Source organism: Zobellia barbeyronii, assembly GCF_018603515.1.
Classification (GTDB): domain Bacteria; phylum Bacteroidota; class Bacteroidia; order Flavobacteriales; family Flavobacteriaceae; genus Zobellia; species Zobellia barbeyronii.
Genome location: NZ_JACATN010000003.1, coordinates 88,618 through 112,136 on the forward strand (window position 1 = coordinate 88,618; position 23,519 = coordinate 112,136).

The 23,519-nt window shown below is 39.4% G+C and carries 15 protein-coding genes; 13 read left to right on the forward strand and 2 right to left on the reverse strand.

Annotated features, from left to right (window positions below; translation table 11 throughout):
- The first annotated feature begins 17 nt into the window (after positions 1–17).
- The 13 genes from HW347_RS09010 to HW347_RS09070 all read left to right on the forward strand — a co-directional run bounded on the left by HW347_RS09010 (position 18) and on the right by HW347_RS09070 (position 21,704).
- The gene (locus tag HW347_RS09010) at positions 18–1,970 is read left to right on the forward strand and encodes a glycoside hydrolase family 97 protein (RefSeq protein ID WP_214611574.1); all 1,953 of its coding nucleotides are present in this window, start codon (positions 18–20) and stop codon (positions 1,968–1,970) included.
- A gap of 9 nt (positions 1,971–1,979) precedes the next feature.
- On the forward strand, positions 1,980–4,271 hold the full coding sequence (locus HW347_RS09015) for a glycoside hydrolase family 2 protein (RefSeq protein WP_214611575.1): 2,292 nt from the start codon (positions 1,980–1,982) through the stop codon (positions 4,269–4,271).
- A gap of 270 nt (positions 4,272–4,541) precedes the next feature.
- The gene (locus HW347_RS09020) at positions 4,542–5,438 is read left to right on the forward strand and encodes a dihydrodipicolinate synthase family protein (RefSeq protein WP_214611576.1); all 897 of its coding nucleotides are present in this window, start codon (positions 4,542–4,544) and stop codon (positions 5,436–5,438) included.
- A complete protein-coding gene (locus HW347_RS09025; RefSeq protein WP_214611577.1) occupies positions 5,435–6,610 on the forward strand; it encodes a mandelate racemase/muconate lactonizing enzyme family protein in 1,176 nt (391 codons plus the stop codon). Before HW347_RS09020 ends, HW347_RS09025 begins: the two co-directional genes overlap by 4 nt.
- Positions 6,607–8,292, forward strand: a complete 1,686-nt coding sequence (locus HW347_RS09030; RefSeq protein WP_214611578.1) for a sodium:solute symporter family protein — start codon at positions 6,607–6,609, stop codon at positions 8,290–8,292. Before HW347_RS09025 ends, HW347_RS09030 begins: the two co-directional genes overlap by 4 nt.
- Positions 8,293–8,303: 11 nt before the next feature.
- Positions 8,304–9,746 carry a sulfatase family protein gene (locus tag HW347_RS09035; RefSeq protein ID WP_214611579.1) on the forward strand — a complete coding sequence of 481 codons (1,443 nt, stop codon included), beginning with the start codon at positions 8,304–8,306 and terminating at the stop codon, positions 9,744–9,746.
- 6 nt (positions 9,747–9,752) lie between these two features.
- Positions 9,753–12,800: a glycoside hydrolase family 2 TIM barrel-domain containing protein gene (locus HW347_RS09040; protein ID WP_214611580.1), complete on the forward strand. Its 3,048-nt coding sequence runs from the start codon at positions 9,753–9,755 to the stop codon at positions 12,798–12,800.
- Positions 12,801–12,888: 88 nt separating this feature from the next.
- Positions 12,889–14,043, forward strand: coding sequence for a glycoside hydrolase family protein (locus HW347_RS09045; protein WP_214611581.1), 1,155 nt, complete (start codon positions 12,889–12,891; stop codon positions 14,041–14,043).
- A gap of 47 nt (positions 14,044–14,090) precedes the next feature.
- A complete protein-coding gene (locus tag HW347_RS09050) occupies positions 14,091–15,392 on the forward strand; it encodes a glycoside hydrolase family 117 protein (RefSeq protein ID WP_214611582.1) in 1,302 nt (433 codons plus the stop codon).
- A 180-nt stretch (positions 15,393–15,572) separates the two neighbouring features.
- Entirely contained in the window at positions 15,573–17,024 is a 1,452-nt protein-coding gene (locus tag HW347_RS09055; protein ID WP_214611583.1) for a sulfatase family protein, read from the forward strand.
- Positions 17,025–17,072: 48 nt separating this feature from the next.
- The gene (locus HW347_RS09060; RefSeq protein WP_214611584.1) at positions 17,073–18,560 is read left to right on the forward strand and encodes a sulfatase family protein; all 1,488 of its coding nucleotides are present in this window, start codon (positions 17,073–17,075) and stop codon (positions 18,558–18,560) included.
- A 30-nt stretch (positions 18,561–18,590) separates the two neighbouring features.
- Positions 18,591–20,534 carry a cellulase N-terminal Ig-like domain-containing protein gene (locus HW347_RS09065; RefSeq protein WP_214611585.1) on the forward strand — a complete coding sequence of 648 codons (1,944 nt, stop codon included), beginning with the start codon at positions 18,591–18,593 and terminating at the stop codon, positions 20,532–20,534.
- Positions 20,535–20,636: 102 nt separating this feature from the next.
- Entirely contained in the window at positions 20,637–21,704 is a 1,068-nt protein-coding gene (locus HW347_RS09070) for a lactonase family protein (protein WP_214611586.1), read from the forward strand.
- Positions 21,705–21,793: 89 nt separating this feature from the next.
- Here HW347_RS09070 and HW347_RS09075 read toward each other — a convergent pair whose 3' ends face one another.
- On the reverse strand, positions 21,794–22,210 hold the full coding sequence (locus HW347_RS09075; protein ID WP_214611587.1) for a GreA/GreB family elongation factor: 417 nt from the start codon (positions 22,208–22,210) through the stop codon (positions 21,794–21,796).
- Positions 22,211–22,221: 11 nt separating this feature from the next.
- Positions 22,222–23,514, reverse strand: a complete 1,293-nt coding sequence (locus HW347_RS09080; protein ID WP_214611588.1) for a Glu/Leu/Phe/Val family dehydrogenase — start codon at positions 23,512–23,514, stop codon at positions 22,222–22,224.
- Positions 23,515–23,519 lie beyond the last annotated feature (5 nt).

Below are 23,519 nucleotides of genomic sequence, written 5' to 3' on the forward strand. Positions count from 1 at the left end.
GGAAATATCAGTATAAAATGAAAAACGTATTCTACAAATCCACTTTACTTTTTGGTTTCTTGTTCGTGATTTTTTCCTGTAAGACTAGCACAGCAGATGATAAACAAAATCAAACTATAAATTATGGTGCTACAGAAGTTTCTTTGTTTTCAGCCACGAACGGTCAGTTGGCATTTCAAGTTACCAAAGATCAAAACATAGTTCTAGACACTTCTCTTTTGGGTATTAAAATTGACGATAAGCTTTTAGGAAAAAATGTAGAAGTATCGCTTTTGGAACAAGAAAAAGTTAAAATAGAATATCCTCTTAACGGGATTAAAAGCGAGGCCTCCTACACAGGAGATTTATACACATATAAAGTTTCTGAAGCCGATGGAACCGACTGGAAATTAGAATTTCAGCTCTCCAATGAAGGTGTGGCCTACCGTTATGTGGTTTCGGGCCAAGGCACTCAGCACGTACAGGGCGAAGAAAGTAGCTTTAAAATACCGAGCCAAACCAAAGTTTGGTACTTTGAGCGCGATAGCGACTGGAAATTAAAATCCCACGCCGGTGAATGGCTTTCTGCCGATATTTCTAAAATGCCTACGGTTTCTAAAATGGGTCCTATTCAAGGCTTGACCCTTACTTGCGAACTCCCACAAGGAGGGTATGCATTTTTGGCCGAAGCTGCACTTTATAATTATAGCGGTATGCGCTTAGAAGCTGTTGGCAACAACACCTTTAAGGCCAATTTTGAAGAAGGTGATGCTGGTTTTGATGTTACAGGTGATGTAACCACACCATGGCGCTGTATTTTATTGGCGGACACTTTAAATGATTTGGCCAATAATACCATGGTAGCATCGTTAAACCCTGCTCCCGACCCCAAGTTATTTGCGGACACCAACTGGATTAAACCTGGGAAATCCGTTTGGCACTGGTGGTCTGGAAAATATGTTAACTACAAAGAAGAGCATGATATGGTAGATGATGCCGTAGAACTGAACTTTTCATATAATATGGTTGATGACGGCTGGGAAAGATGGCCTGATAAATGGACCAAGGTGACGGAACTCTCCAACTATGCCAAGGAAAAAGGAATCGGCATTTTTATATGGAAGCACTCTAAGGAAATCAATTTTCTTGAAGACGATTATGCTGTAATGGGGCATTTTTTAGATAGCGTAAAACAAACCGGCGCCGTTGGGGTAAAAGTCGATTTTATGAATGGCCAGAGCAAATCTATAATCTCTTTTGATGAAACTTTACTTAAAAAAGCAGCTGAGCGACAATTGATGGTTAATTTTCATGGTTGCCAACAAAGTTCCGGCGAGTACCGGACTTACCCTAATGAGGTAACTCGGGAAGGCATAAGAGGTTTAGAGGTGAACCATATGAAAGAAGGTCCCCTAACCGCTTCTCACAATGCAGCACTGCCCTTTACAAGATACGTTACAGGTCATGGCGATTATACACCGCTTGGGTTTACCGAGCCAGGAGAAACTACTTGGGCGCATCAATTGGCTACTTTGGTAACTTTTTATTCTCCTTTTAACTGCATTGCAGAAAACACTCAATTCCTTTTAAAAACCAAAAGCATTCAACCTGCTCTAGAATTTATAAAGACCGTGCCTTCTGTTTGGGACGAGACCTTTGTATTACCTCAAAGTAAAATTGGAGAATTGGCAGCCATAGCTAGACGCAAAGACAAGGATTGGTATTTAGGTGTTCTACGAAGTGGAGCTACCCAGGAAATGATTATTGATTGTAGTTTTTTAAGTGATGGTGAGTACACCGCAGAAATCTTTACTGACGATACCGAAGCCGAGCGCATTGATTTAAAAGGACTTAATAAAGAAACCGATTTGAGACAGTGGGACACAGCAGTGCCCTTTAAAAAACGTACCGAAACAGTTTCTAAAGATAAAACGATAATTATTCAGCTAGCCGAACACGGTGGTGCTGTCATCAAGTTTATCAAAAAATAAGGAGTATTCATGAGAAATTTTGCTTCCATAGCGCTTTTTACAATCGTTTTTCTAAGTTCATGTTCACTTGAAAAAAAAGAAACTGCTCTAGAAAACGAAACCCTATCTCTTAACGAAGCATGGCACTTTTTGCCCTCTAACGAAGAAAGTGAGAAACAACTATTGACCGCAGATTATGCCAAGTGGGACTCCCTTACCGTACCCGGTAATTGGGATATTGAGAATGCCTATGCCCATTTTAAAGGCAAAGGGTATTACCAACGTAATTTTACCCTTCCCGAAAATTGGCAAAAAAAACAGATCCGATTAAAGTTCGATGCCGTTTATGAAACCTCCAAAGTGTGGTTGAACGGTGAGTTACTGGGCGAACATGAAGGTGGCTACACCCCTTTTGAATTCAATATTACGGACCAAATACAGCCCGGAAAACCAAATTCACTTTTGGTCATGGCCGACAATACCTTTAGAAGAGGTGCCTGGTGGGCTTGGGGCGGTATAAGCCGAGATGTATCCTTACTTGTCCATAACGATGTTCGCTTGGTTTGGCAACATATTTCCGCTGTGCCCAATTTTGATAAGGGTGTGGTGGACTTTAATATTTCTTATAAAATTGAAAATAATTCTGCTAAGGCACAAAGTCTTACTGTAAACACTAAAATTGTTGGGCCCGACCATAAATCGTGGCAACCGGAAACCCTTGAAGTGACCGTAGCCGCAAACGAGACCACAGAAAAGGTCTTGACTTTTCAAAAGGAATTGAAGGATGTAGAATTATGGCATTTTGACCGACCCAATCTATACGTTTTAAATAGTAGTGTTACTTCAAACGACCAAGAGTTAGATGCTGTTTCAGACAAATTCGGTATACGGAAAATGGAGGCTATTGGAGAGGAATTATACCTCAACAACGAAGCTGTGCGCTTAAATGGTTTTAACCGTGTGCACGACCATCGCCTATACGGTAATACTGAACCCCGTGAACTCATCAAGAACGATATTTTAGACATTAAAGCCTTAGGCGGTAACTTCTCTAGGATTATGCACGCACCTGCATCCAAGAATCTTTTAAAGTTTTGCGACAGCATTGGCTATATGCTAATTGAAGAGATTCCGGTTTGGGGCCGTGGCGCTCCAAATGCTATCCCAGATAACCCAAGAACAAAAAAATGGTTGGACGAAATGATTACTCGCGATTTTAACCACGCCAGTGTGGTTGGTTGGAGTATGGGTAATGAAATTGGCAACCCGGACGGCGAATGGCAAGATATGACCATGACTCCAGGTCAGTACGAATATGTGAATGACATGGTAGACCATGTGGCCACTCTTGACTCCACACGTTTAAAAACTGTCGTGAGTTTCACATCTCACCTCCCTCTAGCAAAACCAGGAAACGAACCTTATGAAAAACTAGATTTTCTATGTATGAACTCCTATGGGGAGACCTATGAAAAAGTGGGTAGAGCTCATGCAAAATTTCCTGGAAAACCCATTTTCATTTCAGAGATGGGTGACAAGCAAATAGGTCTTACTCCTGATGCAGAGTTTAGTGATAGTCTCATTGACCAACTAGATAAGTTAAGAACACTGCCATATGTAGTAGGTTCTTCATTATGGACTTATAATGATTACCGTAGTGATTATGAAAAAACACCCCCTTCAGAAAACAGAGCTTGGGGCGTGGTTGATGTATGGCGAAATAAGAAAAAAGCTTACAAACAGATTCAAGATATCTATGCGCCAGTTCTAGGTTTGAAAGCTACGGTTGATAAGAAAGCAATTACCATTACTCTAATCCCAAGAAACAAACAAGACATTCCCGCTTTCGTTATGGAAGATTATACGCTAGTCTATCAATTGTTTGATGCCAATGGTAAATCAATCGGAAAGGAACGTATGGAGCTTCCTATTATAAAACCGGGAGATGAAGAACTGGAATTCAGTTTCAAAAATAACCGTAATGCTTCCCGAACCGATGTCGGTTTATGGTCGCCCATGCAAATAGAAGTTAAAACAGCTTCATCTGAAGAACTTAAAAACCTACCTATAGAAACATCTAACTCTCCTATTATAGAGTTTTTGGGTAGAACAAATGAAAGTGTTGGCATAGGGTATACCGTGAGTGAAAAAGATTCCATTTTCACTTTTAAATATGGTAACAGCAAAGAAAATCTTACGAAAGAAGTTACCTCCGATTTAAAAGGGGCCATCAAAATTAAATGGCCCACAACCGAGCCTTTTTTCGTGAAATTAAAATCTGATGTTACAGAGTGGTCTACAACCAAACAACTTGAAGAGTAAACTGAGAGTGCAGAACAAATAATACCGCAATTTTATGTAAAATGAAGAATATTTCAATTAAATATTATACCATACTTTCCTTTTACCATTAGCTGTATTGTGCAGGTTGGTTTTGTTACCATGAACATAAATGAATTAGCAAAACAAGGTCTGTATTGTAGAAATATATAGTTGAAGAAATAAGTACATCTGGTTCTCAGCAAAAAAACGATGGCCCTGACAGATGGGCCCAATTAGAATGGATTAATAAATAATTTCAATAATTAGAATATGTTAAAAGGAATAATACCGGCTATACCCACCTGTTTCTCAGATGACGGCCAAATTAACAAAGAAGCTCAAAAAAAAGTTATACAATTCGTAATTAAAGCGGGTGCGCATGGTATTGTTTTCCCAGGCTTAGCTAGCGAGTATACCTATCTAACTTCTGACGAACGGGTTGAGTTGATAAAATTACTTGTTGCAGAGGTAGATGGTAAATTACCTATTGTTGCCGGAATTGGAGCTCCTAGTAAAGAGGAAACCATTCTTTTAGGAAAGGAAGCTATGAAAAATGGAATTAACCATTTCATGCTCATGGCTCCAAAGCGCTTTGAAAAAGATATACAAAAGCACGAAGTATTCTTTCAAGAAGTAGCTTCTGCATTACCAAATTGCGTAATACTCCTTCAAAATGCACCATCTCCTATGGGAGCTGGTCTAAATGCCGAAGAGTTAATACAAATCTCAAAAAGCAACTCCGCTATTAAATATATAAAGGAAGAAACACTTCCATCGGGACCTGCAATTACAGCTTTACTAAATCATGATATGCCGCATTTAGTCGGAATATTTGGTGGTGGTGGTTCTCGCTATATTATTGACGAGCTCAACCGAGGTTCTTTGGGAGCTGTTCCCGCTGCCGAAATCACAGATTTGCATGTTGCCATTTATAACGCTCATCAAAATGGTGAGGCAAAAGAAGCAAGAAACTTGTATCGTCTGAGCCTTCCTCTTTTAACAGCACAGACAATATATAGAATGGAGCTTACCAAATACATTCTTAAAAAAAGAGATATAGTTGATGCTTTACATGTCCGAGCTCCATTACCCAAGTTGGATACTTACGCAAAACAAGACTTAGATTTAATACTACAAGATTTACAAGAAGAAAATATATTGATATGAGCCAAGAAGATAAAATTGTCAACGTTGAAGTTTACTTAGTGTCTTTGGACCAAGAAACACCATATTTAGGACCATTAATAAATGAAGAAAAAGCCAGTGAAATGGGCTACTTTGTACGTGAAGTAAACCGTACTGTATACGCCATAAAAAACAAATCATTGGTTGTTCGGGTCCTAACTGAAAATGGTGTTGAAGGATGGGGAGAAACCTACGGACTCATAGCTCATGAAGCCACAGCGGCTATTATTAGAGATTTGTTCAAGGGATTTATAATAGGAAGAAATCCTATGAATGTAGTAACCATTTATGAAGATTTATATGACCTGATGCGCGTTCGTGGTTATACAGGCGGGTTTTATCACGATGCTCTAGCTGCTGTTGATATTGCACTATGGGATATTCTAGGTAAAATTGTAAAACAACCTATTAGCCGTTTACTTGGTGGCATAAGAAATAGCAGCATTCCCGGTTATATTTCCGGCCTACCCGACGCTGATATTGACAAACGTTGTCAACTTGCCGTTAGTTGGCAGAAAAAAGGTTTTAACTCCTTCAAATTTGCTTTGCCAATGGCAACCGAAGGGCTTGTAGAAGAATTTAAACAATTGAGAAAAGCATTAGGCAATGAGGCATCCATTGGTTGCGATATGCATTGGTCAAAAACACCTGGCGAGACTATTGAGTTAATTCAGGAGGCACAGCCCTATAGACCCTGGTTTTTTGAGGCACCAATTAAAACAGAAGATGTAAATGGCCTTAAATGGATAGCACAAAAATCCAACGGTAAAATAGCTGTTGGTGAAGAATGGAGAACGGTTTTTGACGCTAAAGCCAGAATAGATATACAAGCTTGTCAAATAGTACAACCCGAAATGGCTCATACAGGAATCACCCAATTCATGAGGATTGCAGGATATGCGCAGGCACATAACCTCACTGTAATTCCACATGCTACTATTGGTTCTGGTATTTTTCTAGCGGCAAGCCTTCAAGCAAGTGCATCATTACAAAATTGTGTTGCTCATGAGTTTCAACACTCCATTTTCCCTGAATTTATGCATTATACAACGGGCGATATGAAATGTGAGGCTGGCCATTACCAACTTCCTACCGGTAATGGAATAGGTGTAAATCCTACAGAAGAAATGAAATCAAATATGACCCTCTTATGAGCAGCTTCGACTATGCCCTTTTAGCACTTTATATTCTTGGTATTTTTATTATTAGCATAGTTTCATCGCGCCGAATAAAAAATCAAGAAGACATGTTTTCGGCCGGAGGTCAAGCTCCATGGTGGGCTTCAGGTCTAAGTGCATTTATGACCATGTTCTCCGCAGGTACATTTGTAGTTTGGGGAGGCATTGCATATAGATATGGGCTGGTCGCAATCATAATTAATATGTGTTTTGGCGTAGCAGCATTATTGGGTGGGTATTTTGTTGCTGGTAAGTGGAATGCACTTGGTATTGCAACACCTGCAGCCTATCTTCAATTACGGTTTGGGAAGATTGGTCTTAACCTGTATACATGGACTATGATGTTAAAGGAAATAATGGCCGTAGCAATAGCTGTTTATTCTTTAGCTATTATTTTAGTAGCGTTGATTCCTCTGGACGAAGGAAATATTCTAAGAGATGGGTTAACAGGGAATCTTTCACTAAACTATGCCATTCTAATCTTTGGTGCCATCGTAATACTTTATACCATGATAGGAGGATTATGGGCCGTATTGATGACAGATGTTCTACAGTTTATAGTGCTCACTTTAGTGGTATTCATGGTTTCTGTTCTTATGGTTAACGGGATAGATGATTATGAAGTACTTCTCAATAATTTACCCGAAGGTTTCTTCTCTCCCACTGCTTCTGAATATGGATGGCTGTTCCTATTTGGGTGGGTCAGTATAGCCTTCTTTGCCGTAGGTGCAGAATGGGCATTCGTACAAAGATATATTGCCGTAAAATCACCCGCCGAAGCAAAGAAAACTGCATATCTTTTTGGAGGAATGTATTTGTTTACTCCTATTCTTTGGATGTTGCCTCCAATGCTTTACAGGGGGATTAATCCATCAATAAACCCAGAACAGGCTTATATCTTAGCCTCCCAATCAGTTCTACCTGTTGGTATCTTAGGATTGATGTTTGCTGCCATGTTCTCTGCTACCGCTAGTATGGTAAGTTCGCAGTTAAACGTTTTTGCCGGAGTTCTTACCAATGATTTTTATAAAGCCTTGCTAAAACCTAATGCCAGTAGTAGTCATTTGGTGAAAATAGGTAGAATTTTTACCGGAACGTTAGGACTAGCTTTAATTGGAGTTGCCTTATATGTACCTAACATGGGCGGAGCGGAAAAGATTATAATATCAATGAATTCTCTAGTTGTAGTCCCTTTATTAGCACCTGCCCTATGGGGACTTTTCAGTCCGCAGATAGGTATAAAGGATATGTTAATCGTAGCTTTCACAAGCTTTTCTGTAGGTCTCATCCTACGTTTTGGCTTTTCTATTAGCGGAGGCGATGTAGATGTAATTATTGGTGTGATACTTCCTATTTCCATGCTTTTCCTTATTCAAAAATTAAAAGGTAATACTACAGATATTGGATGGAAAAAAATTGAAGACAACCGCACACTTAAAATTATGGAAACGCCAGAAGTACCAGATACAACAGTTGATGTATTTCCACAAAAAGTGGTTATGATAAGTCTGCTTGTCTGTGCTTTAAGTTTATTTGCATTATTCTTTCTAACGGAAAGCGGCCGAACAATTATCGCTACTTTCGGAATATGTCTGTTATTAATTGCAATAGGTATTCGTATTCAAATAAAAAAAATGACTTCCAAAACAACTAAATGATACTAAAAAAAATGAAAAAACACTTTTTTTTACTTTCTACTTTAACACTGTTTTCGTGTCAAATTACCTTAGCACAAAACAATACTACAGAACGCCCCAACATTGTTTGGATTATGTTGGAAGATTGGGGTCTTGACTTGGGCTGCTACGGTACTCCGGGAATAGAAACGCCGGTGACGGACAAATTAGCTTCAGAAGGCATACGCTACACCAATGCTTTTTGCACCTCTCCCGTATGTTCAACTTCTCGTTCAGCCATGCTCACAGGCTATCACCAGAATTATATTGGTGCACAACAGCATAGGACCTCAAAAGACGAAAAAAAGCCTTTACCCTACGATATTGAACCTATGCCGGTTCTATTAAAAGAGGCTGGGTATTTCACCGCTTTAATGATGTATAATAAAACAGATGCCAATTTTAGTGGTGATTTAGGTTTTATGGGTGAAGATTGGAAAGAACGCGAAGAAGGACAACCTTTTTTCGCTCAGATTACATTAGGAGGAACTCACAGAGCTTGGAACAGGGACCCTAAAAACCCTATTGATCCTGCCAAAATAGAGCTTCCTCCCTACTATGCAGATACACCTTTTGCCAGACGGGATTGGGCCAATGGTCTAGAACAAATGCAAGTCTGCGATCGCGAAATTGGCGATATCCTAAAACGATTAGAAAAAGAAGGCCTTGCCGAAAACACATTAATTTTCCTAATTGGAGATAACGGCCGATGTCATATCCGTGGAAAACAATTTTTATATGACCCGGGTCTTCAAGTGCCAATGATTATAAAATGGCCTGGCAAAATTGCCCCCGCGCAAGTAAATACAGATATTGTCCAGACTATTGATATTACCGCTACTATTCTAGAAGTTGCAGGAGCCAAACCAAAGCATGAGTTGCAAGGAAAAAACCTCTTTGAAGAAGAATCTAAGAACCGGGAATACATTTTTGCTGCAAGAGGTAGAATGGGCGGCACTCATGATGCTATGCGTACTATTCGCTCTAAAAAATATAAATTAATTCATAATTTAATGCCAGAGCGTGCATGGTTGCAATACAGTGGTTATAAAGAGGATATGTATCCTATGTTGGCCGAGATGAACATCATGTACATGGAAGGGAAGCTTAACGAAGACCAAGCTAAATTCTTTGCCCCAACAAAGCCCGAGTTTGAGCTTTTCGATATTGAAAAAGACCCTTACGAACTAAATAATCTTGCCAATGATTTACACTACGGAGATGTTAAGGATAAACTTTTGGAAGAATTGTATGTTTGGAGAAAATCTATAAAGGATGAAGGTGTTTCCCAAGAATTTAGGGAAGGCGGACTATCTTCAAAATATCCAACTAGAACACTTGAAGAATGGAAGGAACGCTATGAAACTTGGAAGCCATGGGTCTTTCGCGAACCTAAATCAAAAGTAAAACACCCGTTCGTTAAGAAAAACTATTAGAAGTTTATGAATTTAAAGTATTTGGCATTCCGTATACTCTTTCTTGTCTTTGGAATTTGTTATGCCCAAACGGAAAAAGATAATTCCTCTAGTGAGGAGCAACTTTTACTTAGTGGTAATTGGAAATTCCACACCATTTATGGTGAAGGCTCAAATTATATCGATATTTCCGAAACTGCTGAAGATATCGTAATAGACAACACCGATCAAACTCAGGTTACGGTAAAAGGTGAATGGAGCACAAAAACAGAAGGAGAACGTGGCTCTGGTTTTTTTGGCAAAAATTACTTACAAAGGGATTTCAAAACGGGGGAATCCGAGAGCAATTACGTTCGCTATAGCCCAAATTTATTACCATCTGGTCTTTACGAAGCTCTCGTCCGTTTTCCGTTTGCAGTCCATTTAACAGCAGAAGTGAATGTTAAGCATGCCAATGGCACTACTCCTTCTTATTTTAACCAACGTAATCGGTGTGATCAATGGTTAAGTTTGGGGGTCTTCAGTTTCAATACTTCAGACGATAATTATATTGAAGTAACTGCAATAACTGCTAGTTCAGTAGCTGCAGATGCAGTAATGTTCAGACCTGTTTCTAAAGATAAAATGGAAACATCTGTTGCAGAGAAAGCGACTATTTTTCAATCAGATTTTGATGATTCTAACTGGAACGACTTGAGCGTACCGGGACATTGGGGAATGCTTAATGAATATTCAAATTACACAGGAAAGGGCTGGTACCGCAAAAATTTCAATCTTCCCAAAAACTGGAAAGCGAACTCAAAAGAAAGAGTGCGCCTTAAGTTTGATGCCGTTTACCACATTGCCAAAGTCTTTTTGAACGGAGAACTGGTAGGCAGTCACCAAGGTGGCTTTACCCCTTTTGAATTTGATGTAACCGATAAACTGAATTTTAACGGGCAGAATATTTTGGCCGTAGAGGCAGACAACAACGCGTTAGTAGGTGCTACTTGGAACTGGGGTGGAATTATCCGAGATGTTCATCTGGTCAAAAACAATGATGTGCGCATCAGTTATCAATATATTCATGCAGACCCTGACCTAAAAAGAGGTTCGGCGAATTTGCAACTTAAAATCCGCGTCAAAAACTCATCGGCACAAAATAGAACCATTTTATTAGCTTCTACAATTGACGAAGCATCTACGCCCGACTTACAACATACGATTACCATACCTGCAAACAGCACTAAAGAAGTTCAATTAGCAACTACGTTGCCTGCAAATGATGTAAAATTATGGCATTTTGATACGCCTAATTTATATCACATTACAACTACCGCTACCGAAAACGAGCAAGTCTTAGATACTCAGAAAGACCGTTTTGGAATTAGAAAAATAGAATTGACGGATTCCCAATTAATCTTAAATGGAGAACCTGTACGTCTGGCTGGTTTTAACCGCGTGAGTGACCATAGATATTGGGGCTCTTCTGAACCGCAATATTTGATCAATAAAGATGTGGACCTCATGAAAAATGCAGGTGCCAATTTTATGCGAATCATGCACGGTACACAGAATAAAAAGTTGATTGAACGCTGTGATGAAAAAGGTATCCTAATCTTTGAGGAAGTTAACGTACGTGAACTTACCAATCCTGAATTTACGGCTCCACATTATCCCTTGGCCAAACAATGGCTAAAAGAGATGATTGAAAGGGATATTAACCACCCCTGTATTATTGGGTGGAGTGTCGGCAACGAACTTAAAGACCATTTTGATTATGCCAAATTAACGATTGATTATGTCAAAAATGAATTAGACCAACATCGTTTGGTTACTTGTGTTAGCAATAGTGGTTGGAAAGATTCGGCTACGCCAGAGAACGACCCCAATAGTTTAGTGGATATTATTATGCACAATCTATATCCGTTTCAAGGTAAGCCAGATGAAGTATTTAAAACCTTGCGTTCTAAATGGCCCAACAAACCTGTTTTCATCTCAGAATATGGTATAAAACCTATGGCCACCACTTCTTTGGATGGTGATATTCCCGAAATATCGGAGTGGAACAACAGTCTACGAGGCAAGAATCCTTTTGTGATTGGAGCATCATTATGGACATTCAATGACTACCGAAGTGGTTATGCTGCTACCTCACCAGAGGAAAACCGAGTTTGGGGACTTGTAAATACCTGGCGCCAAAAGCGAAAATTATATAATCGAATAGAAAATGAACATAGCCCTATTCAACAAATTGAAGTATCAGATTTAGATGTAAGAAAAGGAAATGCCAAGATTTCACTTACTCCTAAAAACTTAGGAGACTATCCTAGCTACACTTTAAAAAATCACCTTTTAGTATGGTCTGTCCATGATTCAAAAGGAGACACATTGGCCAAAAAAACTATAGAAATACCCGTATTAAAACCGGGAACTGGTCCAACAGAAAATAATATTGACTGGAAACCATACCTGACAGACATATCTAGCTTACACATAAATTTACTTTCGCCAAATGGCTACAATAGGTTTAAAAAAAGTATAGCTATTGCTGTTCCTGAACAGCCTTCCATTTCTGAAATAGAGCCTGGAAATACATCAGTTAGGATTCATTTTAATCCTGTTTTTGGTGCGGACACCTACCATATTATTCATCAAAACACTAGTGGTGAACTGGTTAAATCCGAAAAAACCACAACCAACTTCTTGGAAATTGAAAACTTGGAAAACGGAAAAGAATATATTTTTCAGCTCGTTGCTACAAATGAGAAAGGTATAAGTAAACCTTCCGAAACACGTACTGGCAGACCCAGTGGTAAAGAGCTTCCGCCTGTAATCTGGGATGCTTTTATAGTTGGAGATAAGCTTGTTGTTGGGTATTCTGGTGAAGCTGATGATACGGACTACGTGGTAAGGTATGGCACTAGAGCCAGTTACCTTCCTTTCAAAAATGCTACACGAACAAAAGGAATGACGGTAATTGATTTTGAAGGTGACGACCCACACTTTGTGAGCATCATGAAAAAAACAAAAAAAGGAGAAAGTGAATGGTCAAAACCAAGGTATGTATACACTTTGAGAAATATTAATAGATAACGACTCTGAAAATTCAAATTAACTATAAAACAAATAACGAGTTAAGAGCTTCTCTTTCATAACTCGGTTCAACAAACAGAATACAACTATGAAAAAACTGAATCTAATCGCGGGCTTAACAATTGTCTCTTTGCTCTTTTCATGTAAAAGCGAAAAAAAATCGGATACAGAAACTACTGTATTAGCAAAAAATGAAGCGGCTACCGCCAAAGCAGTTCCCGACTATAAAATAGAATTCGGAAAGGTTTCACCGGAGTCTATATTCCGAAATGACAGTCTTAGTATTTGGGGTGGTTCTATGGTTAAAGGAGAAGATGGGCTTTACCATATGTTTTACTCCCAATGGCCTAAAAACATTGGCTGGGAATGGGTAAACTACTCTGTAATTGCCCATGCGGTATCAGAATCGCCCTTTGGTCCATTTGAGCATAAAGACTTTGCCTTACCGGACCGTGGTGCAGAATTCTGGGATGGTTCTACAACCCATAATCCTACTGTGCATAAATTTAACGGAAAATATTATCTGTATTATATGGGTAATACAGGAGATAAGAAAATTGTAAGTGTTCCCGGCAAACCTAAAATTAACTGGGTACACCGTAATAACCAACGTATAGGCGTAGCTGTAGCGGATTCACCTAACGGACCATGGGAACGATTTGATAAGCCTGTGTTGGATATTGCACCTAACGAAGACGCCCTAGATGCTTTAATGACTTCTAATCCTTCTGTATGTCAAATGCCAGATGGTAAAATCTTAATGGTGTATAAGGCTGTGGGTAAAAAAGACCCGCTTCCAGGAGGTGGCCCTGTTGTTCATATGGTGGCTATTGCAGATTCTCCTACTGGCCCGTTTAAGAAATATCCAGAACCTGTTTTTACTTTTGAAGGCGAACGCTTTCCTGCCGAAGACCCTTACATTTGGTACCAGGACGGTAAATTCAGAGCTATTGTAAAACGTATAAAACACGAAGGTAAAACTCGCGAATTCTCTTTGGTACATTACGATTCCGAGGATGGGATACATTGGAATACTGCTATGAATTTTGAAATATCAAAACGTATCGTTGAATGGGAAAACGGAAGAACGCAACAATTTGAACATTTAGAACGACCACAAGTGTACTTAGAAAATGGCGAACCTATTGTCCTCCTATGTGCTGCAGACACCCTTGATGCCAATGGTATACGTGAGTCTTTCAACATACAAATTCCGTTGAAAATCGAAAAAATAGCTAACTAAAGTTAGTACTACAAAACAAACTCAGTTCAAACTATAAAATACTAAACATGCAAATCAACCCTTTTCTAAAGCATTCAGCACTGAGCCTTCTAATGGTTAGTGCGTTTATCGCTTGTTCAGACCAAAAGCCAAATATAAAGTCCCCCACATCAGAAGATATTACAGCAACTGAACACCAAGTTTTCCCTCATAAATTACCCTCGGAAAAACCGGATATGCCACTAAGTGCATCGGCTGAACGTATGTTCAACTACCCCACTCCCCGTGTTCAGGATAACGAGCTTTTTTCTCAATTTAAATACACTCGTTTAAAAGGTTTTGATTATCACAACGGAGATGGAACCGTTTCTAGACGTGATCCTTCTAGACCTATTTTAGTTGACGGAAAATACTATTTATACTATACCAAAAGAGATACCAAAGTACCACCAATTGGTTGGGACCGCGCTGATGAAGCTACAGATGAAATTCCATCTACGGATTGGGATTTATGTGATATTTGGTATGCTACCAGTGAAGACGGAACCACATGGAAAGAAGAAGGCATAGCTGTTGGGAGACCAGAAAAGCCAAAAGCGGGATGGCGCTCAGTTGCCACACCAGATATTTTGATATGGAAAGGAAAATACTATTTATACTATCAAGCATTTAATGAGCCTAGTGGTTTACGAGGAGATTGGTGCCCCGTATCTGTTTCGTATGCAGACTCACCTAGTGGCCCTTGGACCCATGGTGGTGACTCCGTAATTCCCTTTGGAAAAAAAGGAGATTGGGATCAAGATGCTACGCATGATCCGCAACCAATTGTTTACAAAGGAAAAATTCACTTATACTATAAAGCCGCTTACAATAAGTGGCCTGACATTCGCGATAAATATGCTGTTGGCCATGGTCTTGCTATAGCCAATGACCCATTAGGCCCTTTTGAAAAACACCCTTTAAACCCCGTTATGACCTCGGGGCATGAAACCACTTACTTTCCATTTAAAGAAGGTGTAGCAACGTTGGCTATCAAAGATGGTAATGAAAGGTACACTATGCAATATGCAAAAGATGGTGTCAATTTTGAAATTGCTTCTGTGGTATCATTAGCACCTACTGCAGCTGCTCCTTTTGCTGCAGATGCCTTTACAGATTCCGGTGACGGAAGAGGAGTTTCTTGGGGGCTTTGCCATTTTACCAATGCCAGTAATACTCCTAAGAAAGGATATTCTATTATGGCCAGATTTGATTGCGACTTAAGCCTTGACGTTGATGACCCTTCTTATAAAAAAACAGGAGTATGGCATAAACCTGAAGTTTACTTTGCACAGGCACCCAACCAAAATAAGACCCCAGAAGGGCGATAAGAATTTGCTTCAATATAAAATTATAACAGTCTAATGTCTGGTTGTTAAACAGTGGTAAAAACTTAATTATTATCTTAAATTTAGCAAAGGACTTTTTTGTTGGACAGAGCCTTATCATACCCTCTTTTTCATCAAAAAAGTCTTTTTCCTTAGAACACAAACTACCAAACCACTGTTTACATGAACAACACATCTATTTTTCTCGCTTTCATTGCTTTGCTTTCCTTTAATTTATCCATTGCCCAAAACCAAGATAAAGACCGTCCCAATGTAGTTCTGGTTTTTATTGATGACGAGGGTTATGGTGATGTGGGCGTATATGGCGCTACAGGATTTGAAACCCCTAACATTGACCAACTGGCCGCCAAAGGAACACGTTTTACTAATTATTACTCCGCACAGCCTGTATGCAGTGCTTCAAGAGCGGGAATACTAACTGGGTGTTATCCCAATAGAATCGGGTTTTCCGGTGCTCTATTTCCACGACATGAAATCGGTTTGAACAAAGATGAACTTACTATTGCTGAAATGTTCAAAGAACAGGATTATAAAACAGCTTGTTTTGGAAAATGGCACTTGGGATGGCAGAAAGAGTTTTTACCGTTACAACATGGTTTTGATGAGTTTGTTGGCCTACCCTACTCCAATGATATGTGGCCGCATGACAGCGCTACCGGAGAACATCTTTCTGCAGAGAAGAACAGAGCTCAGTTTCCTGATTTACCAATTATAGAAGGAAACGAAACCATAGCGTACGTTAAAAGCTTAAAAGACCAAGACAAGTTAACTACCCTATACACAGAAAAAGCGGTAGATTTTATAAACAGAAATTCTAACGAACCCTTTTTTCTATACGTGCCCCATACTATGGGACACATTCCTTTAGGTGTATCGGACAAATTTAGAGGCAAGAGTGAGCAGGGTCTTTATGGCGATGTTATGATGGAGATTGATTGGTCCGTAGGTGAAATAGATAAAGCCTTAAAACGAAATGGTGTTGCGGATAACACTATTTTTATTTTTACTACAGATAACGGACCTTGGTTAAACTTTGGTAATCATGCAGGCTCCTCGGGCGGATTAAGAGAAGGGAAAACCACCAGCTGGGAAGGCGGCCAACGGGTTCCTTTTATCATTCGGTGGCCTGGAAATACTCCAGAAGGAACCGTTTCTCATAAATTGGCTTGTGCGGTTGATTTGCTTCCCACATTCGCGGCGATTACCAACGGAAAACTATCCAACAATAAAATAGACGGCGTAGATATTTCTTCGCTTTGGAGAGGCGAATTAAACAGCGAACCTCGAAATACCATTTTATACTACCACGGAAAAAATAACTTAAACGGAGTTCGAAAAGGCAATTGGAAACTCGTGCTTCCCCATACCTATAGTAGCTATAATACAGAAAGCGGCAACGATGGGTACGGCGGACAAAGAATAAAGACTGTTGTAGAACAGCCTGAACTTTATAATATGATGCGTGATCCAGGAGAACGATATAATGTAATTGCCTATCACCCGGAAAAAGTAAAAGAATTGATGGTAGCTGTAGAAAAAGCCCGTAAAGAACTGGGAGATTTAAATGTAGGTATCGAGTCTGGAACCGAAAATAGAGAGATTGGCAAATTATAAAGAACACCTTGCCAATCTTGAAATAACTAAACTAATAAATACCACAATATGAAACTGAATAAACTAATCTGTCTGGTAGCTTACCTGCTCCCATTACTCACTATTGCCCAAGAAAAGAAACCTAATATTGTCTGGATTTTTTCTGATGACCATTCTTACCAAACTATTGGAGCTTATGGTGGTAGACTACAAAGTTTAAACCCAACTCCTAACATAGATAAACTGGCCGCACAAGGAATGCGTTTTGATAAGGCCTATGTAGAAAACTCAATCTGTGCACCAAGTAGAGCTACATTATTGACGGGTAAAATGAGCCATCTTCATAAAAAACTGGACAACACTAAGAAAACCGTTTTTGACCATGATCAGCAGCAGTTTCAAAAAATTCTGCGTACCAACGGTTACCAAACTGCTATGATCGGGAAAATTCACCTTCCGGGAAAAATGCAAGGTTTTGATTATTGGGAAGTTCTTCCTGGACAAGGAAAATATTACAACCCGGATTTTATTACTGAGGAAGGCGATACAAATTACAAAGGTGAATATGTTACCGACGTCATTACAGAACGTGCCCTGAATTGGTTAGAAAACGAACGAGACCAAGACAAGCCATTTATGATGATGGTACACCACAAAGCTCCGCACCGTAACTGGGATCCGGCAGAACGCTACATGAACAAATATGAGGATATAGAAATTCCTGAACCGGATAACTTTTTTGACGATTATGCTACACGTACTACAGCAGCACATAAACAAGAAATGGACATTGCCACAAGCATGAAAATTGATTCCGATTTAAAGGCTGAAGGCGAACGTTATGCTAACGACCCAAGGTATAAGGAACGTTACGCAAAATTTGCCCAAGACAATCTTAAAGGCAAAGAGCTTGTTAAATGGAAATACCAAACGTACATGAAAGATTATTTACGTTGTATTTGGTCGGTAGATGAAAGTGTGGGTCAAATAATGAAATCACTTAAAGAGCAAGGTCTTGATGAAAACACCATAGTAATCTACTCTTCTGACCAAGGTTTTTATATGGGCGAACACGGTTGGTTTGATAAGCGTTTTATGTATGAAGAATCGTTTCGGACACCGCTTATTGTAAAATGGCCTGGAAAAGTTAAGGCTGGAAGCGTAAATACCGATTTGGTACAAAACATTGACTTTGCCGAAACCTTTCTTGACCTTGCCGATGCTCCTATTCCAGATGACATGCAGGGTAAAAGTGTCGTACCCCTTTTAGAAGGAAAAGCTCCTAAAGATTGGCGAAAATCCATGTACTACCATTACTACGAGTATCCGGGCGCTCATGCAGTTCGTAAGCATGAAGGTGTTGCCAATAAACGTTATAAGCTTATTCGTTTTTACGGAGAAGATGTTCCAAACGGGGAAGAATGGGAATTTTACGATTTGGAAAAAGACCCTTCGGAGATGGACAATATCTACAACTCATCTGCTGCGGCAAAGCAAGTTTTAGAGATGAAAAAAGAACTTGGTAAGCTAAGGGTTCAATACGCGGTAAACGAGTAAAATATATTGTTTATAAGTAACTAAAAACTGATGAAAAGAATACTGCTAGCTGCCTTACTATGTGCCTCTGCTTATTGTAACGCACAGGAAACAACATCTGATTCAAAAAAGTATGAACCATATGTAAACCAATTGGGCTATAACTTAGGGGAATCCAAACGTTTTGTGTGCTATGGTGCTGAAAATGATACGCCTTTCCATATTATAAGCACCACCACTTCTAAAGTTGTGTTTGAAGGAAAAATGCTAAATAACGAAGGGTGGTTTTCGGAATTTGAGCCAAAAGAAACTCAAGACGAATTTGTAATTAAAGTTGATGGACACGGCAGTTCGGTTCCGTTTTTAGTAGCAGACTATCTTTTGGAAACGACATCCTCTAAATTAGGTTATGATTTTTTTGTTGACGTCCGCGGATTCGATGATTTGAGCACCTACGATATGGCTGCCGTATATGGTGGCGGTCCAACACGTGATGGAGGGGCTTACGGACTTGAAACCATTTTTGAAATATTGCAATACGCAAGTAATCCAGCCCTTTTTGATAATTGGAAAACGGAATTGGGTGATAAAAAAGTAGCCGACCTTATAGACCTCATCCTTTGGCATGCTGAGTTTGCTTACAAATATGTTGATTATAACGGCCCGGTAAAAACACGTCACGGCACCTTGGGCTATCAAGGTCAACCCAGAATGACCTATGATTACTGGAATACATTAGACCAATTGGCAGTAGTTTGTGCAGCATACCACTCATTTTTAAAACCCTATTTAGCCGAAGAAACCTATCAGAAATATAGAAAAGTTTGTTTGGATAATTGGGAAGCGTATGACCGTCATAAAGTAGTTCGGTTCTGGACGTATAGTACCAAATGGGTAGATGAAGGTTTTCAGGAATTCAATGAAATGGGTAACGCCTACGGGCAATCCGTTTTTCGTAATCTTCTTATGTATGAGTCCGAAAAACATGAAAAAGATGGCTCTCCGGATAAGTTCTTAAAATGGGCGCAATCAGGCGCTTCGGATATTATAAATAATTGGGATTTCAATAATCCACGACACATGTGGTGGATAAGAAATGCCGAACATATTACACCACAGGCTCTAGCTTACTTCCTTCTTTTAGCTCCAGAAAAAGCTCCTGAAGGAACCAAAGAGAAACTTGAAGACTGGGCGCTACATATAAAGCAAAAGAGCAATAATTTCTGGAAATACCGCAAGCATAGCGAAACGGAATGGGCACATCCAAAAACTAAAGAATTAGGCGGCGCACCCGCTTTGGGCGGTTCTATGTTCGCCGTAGCTCATCTACTGAATGACCCTGACCTTAGGGCTTTGGGTTGGGCTCAGACAGATTTTGTATTTGGTGTTAACCCTGTAGGAACTCACCTGAGCAATAAAAGTGAAGCCCGTCTGAAAATTGGCGGGTATTGGGACGGTGTTGAAAATGGTTGGCCGCAATCCCACCCAAAGGGTTATGGAGAATTGGGCAGCGTAAGAGGCACATTAGATGGTTCTCCTTTAGACAGTCAATTCCCAATTGCTGAAAAAATTGAGAAGATTGAAGGAAAAAATGAAGGTCGGGTTTTTGGTAAAAATGCCTACGCAACCGAAGGCTGGGGAGTTTCTAACCGAGGCTGGCAAGCCACCTTAACCTTTTCTACATTAGGCAGCCACAAACTTAAAGTCTTTAATAGTGATTTTAAAAAAGAAATCTCATCTGTAAAACCAGGTCAAACCATTACCATACAACTAAATGCCGCCTTAAATATTGATAGAAACGCCATAGATAAAGGTTGGGTACTTTTAAAACAAGGTGAGAAAGTTGAAAAAATTCAGCTTACGGAAACTGGTGTAAATACCGGGATATTTGCTTCCAAACTCAAAATACCTAAAAATACGGACGTTAACTTTTATGAGTTATCTTACGGTTTCTTAGGTCTTGAAAAGAAACTTAAATTAGACGTTCAACACTAAATTAACCTCATTTTTAACATGAAAAATTTTTCCAATTACTTAGTATGTTTTATCCTCGCAACGGTAGTCATATCATGCAAGAACGAACCTAAAAGCACTACTATGAAAGAGGTAGAACAAGAGGTTAAAAAACCGAATTTAAAACTATTGGTAGGTACTCACGCAAGTGGAGATGAGCAAGGTATTTATCAACTAGACTTTAATCCAACAACCGGCGAATTATCGAACTCAGAACATTTAGTAAAAGAAAACAACTCAGGTTACCTGTACCTCTCTAAAGATGGAAAAAGGGTGTATTCTTCTAACGGAACAAAACCAGGTAGTGTATCTGCATTTGAGTGGGATAATGAAGGTGTTAAGTTAAATAAAGTTGCTAATGTATCTAGTGAAGGTGATGGTGCTTGCTATATTGAACTAAGTCCGAATGAGGACCTTCTTGCTGCTGCTAATTACGGCTCAGGCGGTATAGTACTATATAAAGTAGCTGAAAACGGAAAAATTACGGGTGAGCCAGAAGCTCGCCAACACTTAGGTAAAGGGCCGCATGACAATCAAAAGTCTCCCCATGCACATTGCGTGAAATTTAGTAAGGCTGGAGATTTTCTTTATGCCGTAGATTTGGGAATTGACAAAGTATTAGCTTACCCAATTAATAGTGACGGTACATTAGGAAAAGAACATACCGCTTTACAATTAGACCTGGGTGACGGGCCGCGTCATCTTATTTTTCACCCTACAAAAAACAGGGTTTTCATTATTAATGAATTGTATAGCTCGGTTGTCTCTGCAGATGTGGATACTAAAACGGGGATATTTACTAAAATTGATAAAAAGAGCACTCTTCCAGAAGAATATGATGGCCCAAATGCGTGTGCAGATATTCACTTGAGTAATGATGCTAAATTTCTATATGCCAGTAATCGTGGGCATAATAGTGTTGCTATTTTTTCGGTTTCGGATGATGGACAAATGAATTTATTGGGTACAGAATTCGTTCAAGGAGATTGGCCAAGAAACTTCACTTTATCACCGGATAATAATTTTCTGTTAGTTGCGAATAGAAAGTCTAACAATATTGCAGTATTTAAAAGAGATACTGCCACTGGTCTTTTGTCATTTACAGGTAACGAAGTGAAGTTACCTCAGCCAGTTTGCCTAAAATTTAGATAGCTTGTCTCCCCTTTTGGGTTTTAGCCAAGTAAAAAAATTGCCATTAATTTACTTTCCAAAAGGAGAGCGCCGATTAGCTACCTTTAATATTATATACTATTTATGTCAATGTATTTATGTTCTTGTTCTACAAGTTCTATAAGCATACGCTGTTCGCCAGCAGGAAAATCCCATATTAACGCATCACCTTGTGCATAACCAATTACAGCTGCACCCATTGGCGTTAATATTGATATTCTACCACTGTTTACATCACTCTCTGTGGGAACGACCAACTTAAACTTCTTTTGCCATCCATTTTCTGAGACAATGGTAATAGTAGAATTAAAGCGAATAACATCTTCGGGCATTTCTGCCTCATCATATATTTGTGCCGACTCTAGCTCACCCACTAATTTTTCTACCGATTTACGCAAAGTTTCATCTTTGTAATAGCCCGAAAGGTTCATGAACCTTTTCAACAGTACATATTCTTTCTTTTCTATAACCAAGCCACCGTATTTCATCTCACTTTTATTTATGGAAAAATTCCTCTTTGAACATAAGTTTCCTCAAGCCTTTCTATTGCTATGATAAACGCTGCTGTACGCATATCAATACCTCTTTGTGCTGAAGTTTCCATTACCTTAGTAAAAGATTCTTTTAATTTTTTCTCCAGTTTCTCTAATACTTCGTCCATTTGCCAGATTTCACCGTTTCGGTTCTGAAGCCATTCAAAATAACTTCCTATTACCCCACCAGAATTACATAGAATATCCGGTAAAATGGTAACTCCTTTTTCCAGTAAAATCTCTTCTGCCTCAACATCGGTAGGTCCGTTTGCACCTTCTGCAATTAGATACGCCTTTATTTTTGGGGCATTAGCAGCAGTAATTACATTTCCTAATGCAGCTGGTATACAGATATCGCAATCCAAACCAAAGAAGTTTGCCTTGTCCAGAGTCTCTGCTCCTGCAAAGCCCATGATACTGCCTTTATTTGCTTTAGTATATGCCAATAAATCGTCTACAGAAATACCTTCTTCGTTAATAATACTTCCGTAAGCATCTTGAACCGCAATCATAGAGGCACCTTCTTTTTCAAGAAAATAAGCGGCCCAATATCCTACATTACCAAAACCTTGAACAGTAAAACGTTTGTCTTTCAAGTCAATTTTCTTGTGTTCTGCCCAGAATTTAATATTAAGGAAAACACCATAACCCGTTGCTCTATCTCTACCTTGAGAACCACCGGCACCAATTGGTTTACCGGTAACAACGTGCATGTTTGTAGACCTTTCTGCAGGCGATTTTGTAGACATATAAGTGTCTAAAATCCACGCCATAGTCTGTGGGTTGGTATTTACATCTGGAGCAGGAATATCTAATTCAGGTCCAATGTTATCTCCCAATGCATACGTAAACCTTCTAGTAATACGCTCTAGTTCTGCATTAGAATATTTGGTAGGATCCAATTGAATCCCCCCCTTTGCACCTCCGTACGGTAATCCCGCCAAAGAAGTTTTCCAGGTCATCCACATAGCCAAGGCGCGTGCTGCATCTATATCTACCGTTGGGTGATAACGTAAGCCACCTTTGTACGGTCCAAGAGCGTTATTATGTTGTACCCTATAACCCGTGAATATTTCAACCTCGCCATTATCCATTCTTACAGGAAAATGAACGACCAGTTCATTATTGGTTACTTCTAAAATCTTTCTGATGTTAGAGTTTAATCCAATGATGTCCGCGGCATTATCAAATTGTCGCATGACGTTTGAGAGCATACCTTGCTTAATAGCTTTTTTATGCTCAGGAGTTTTTACTGTCATAAACT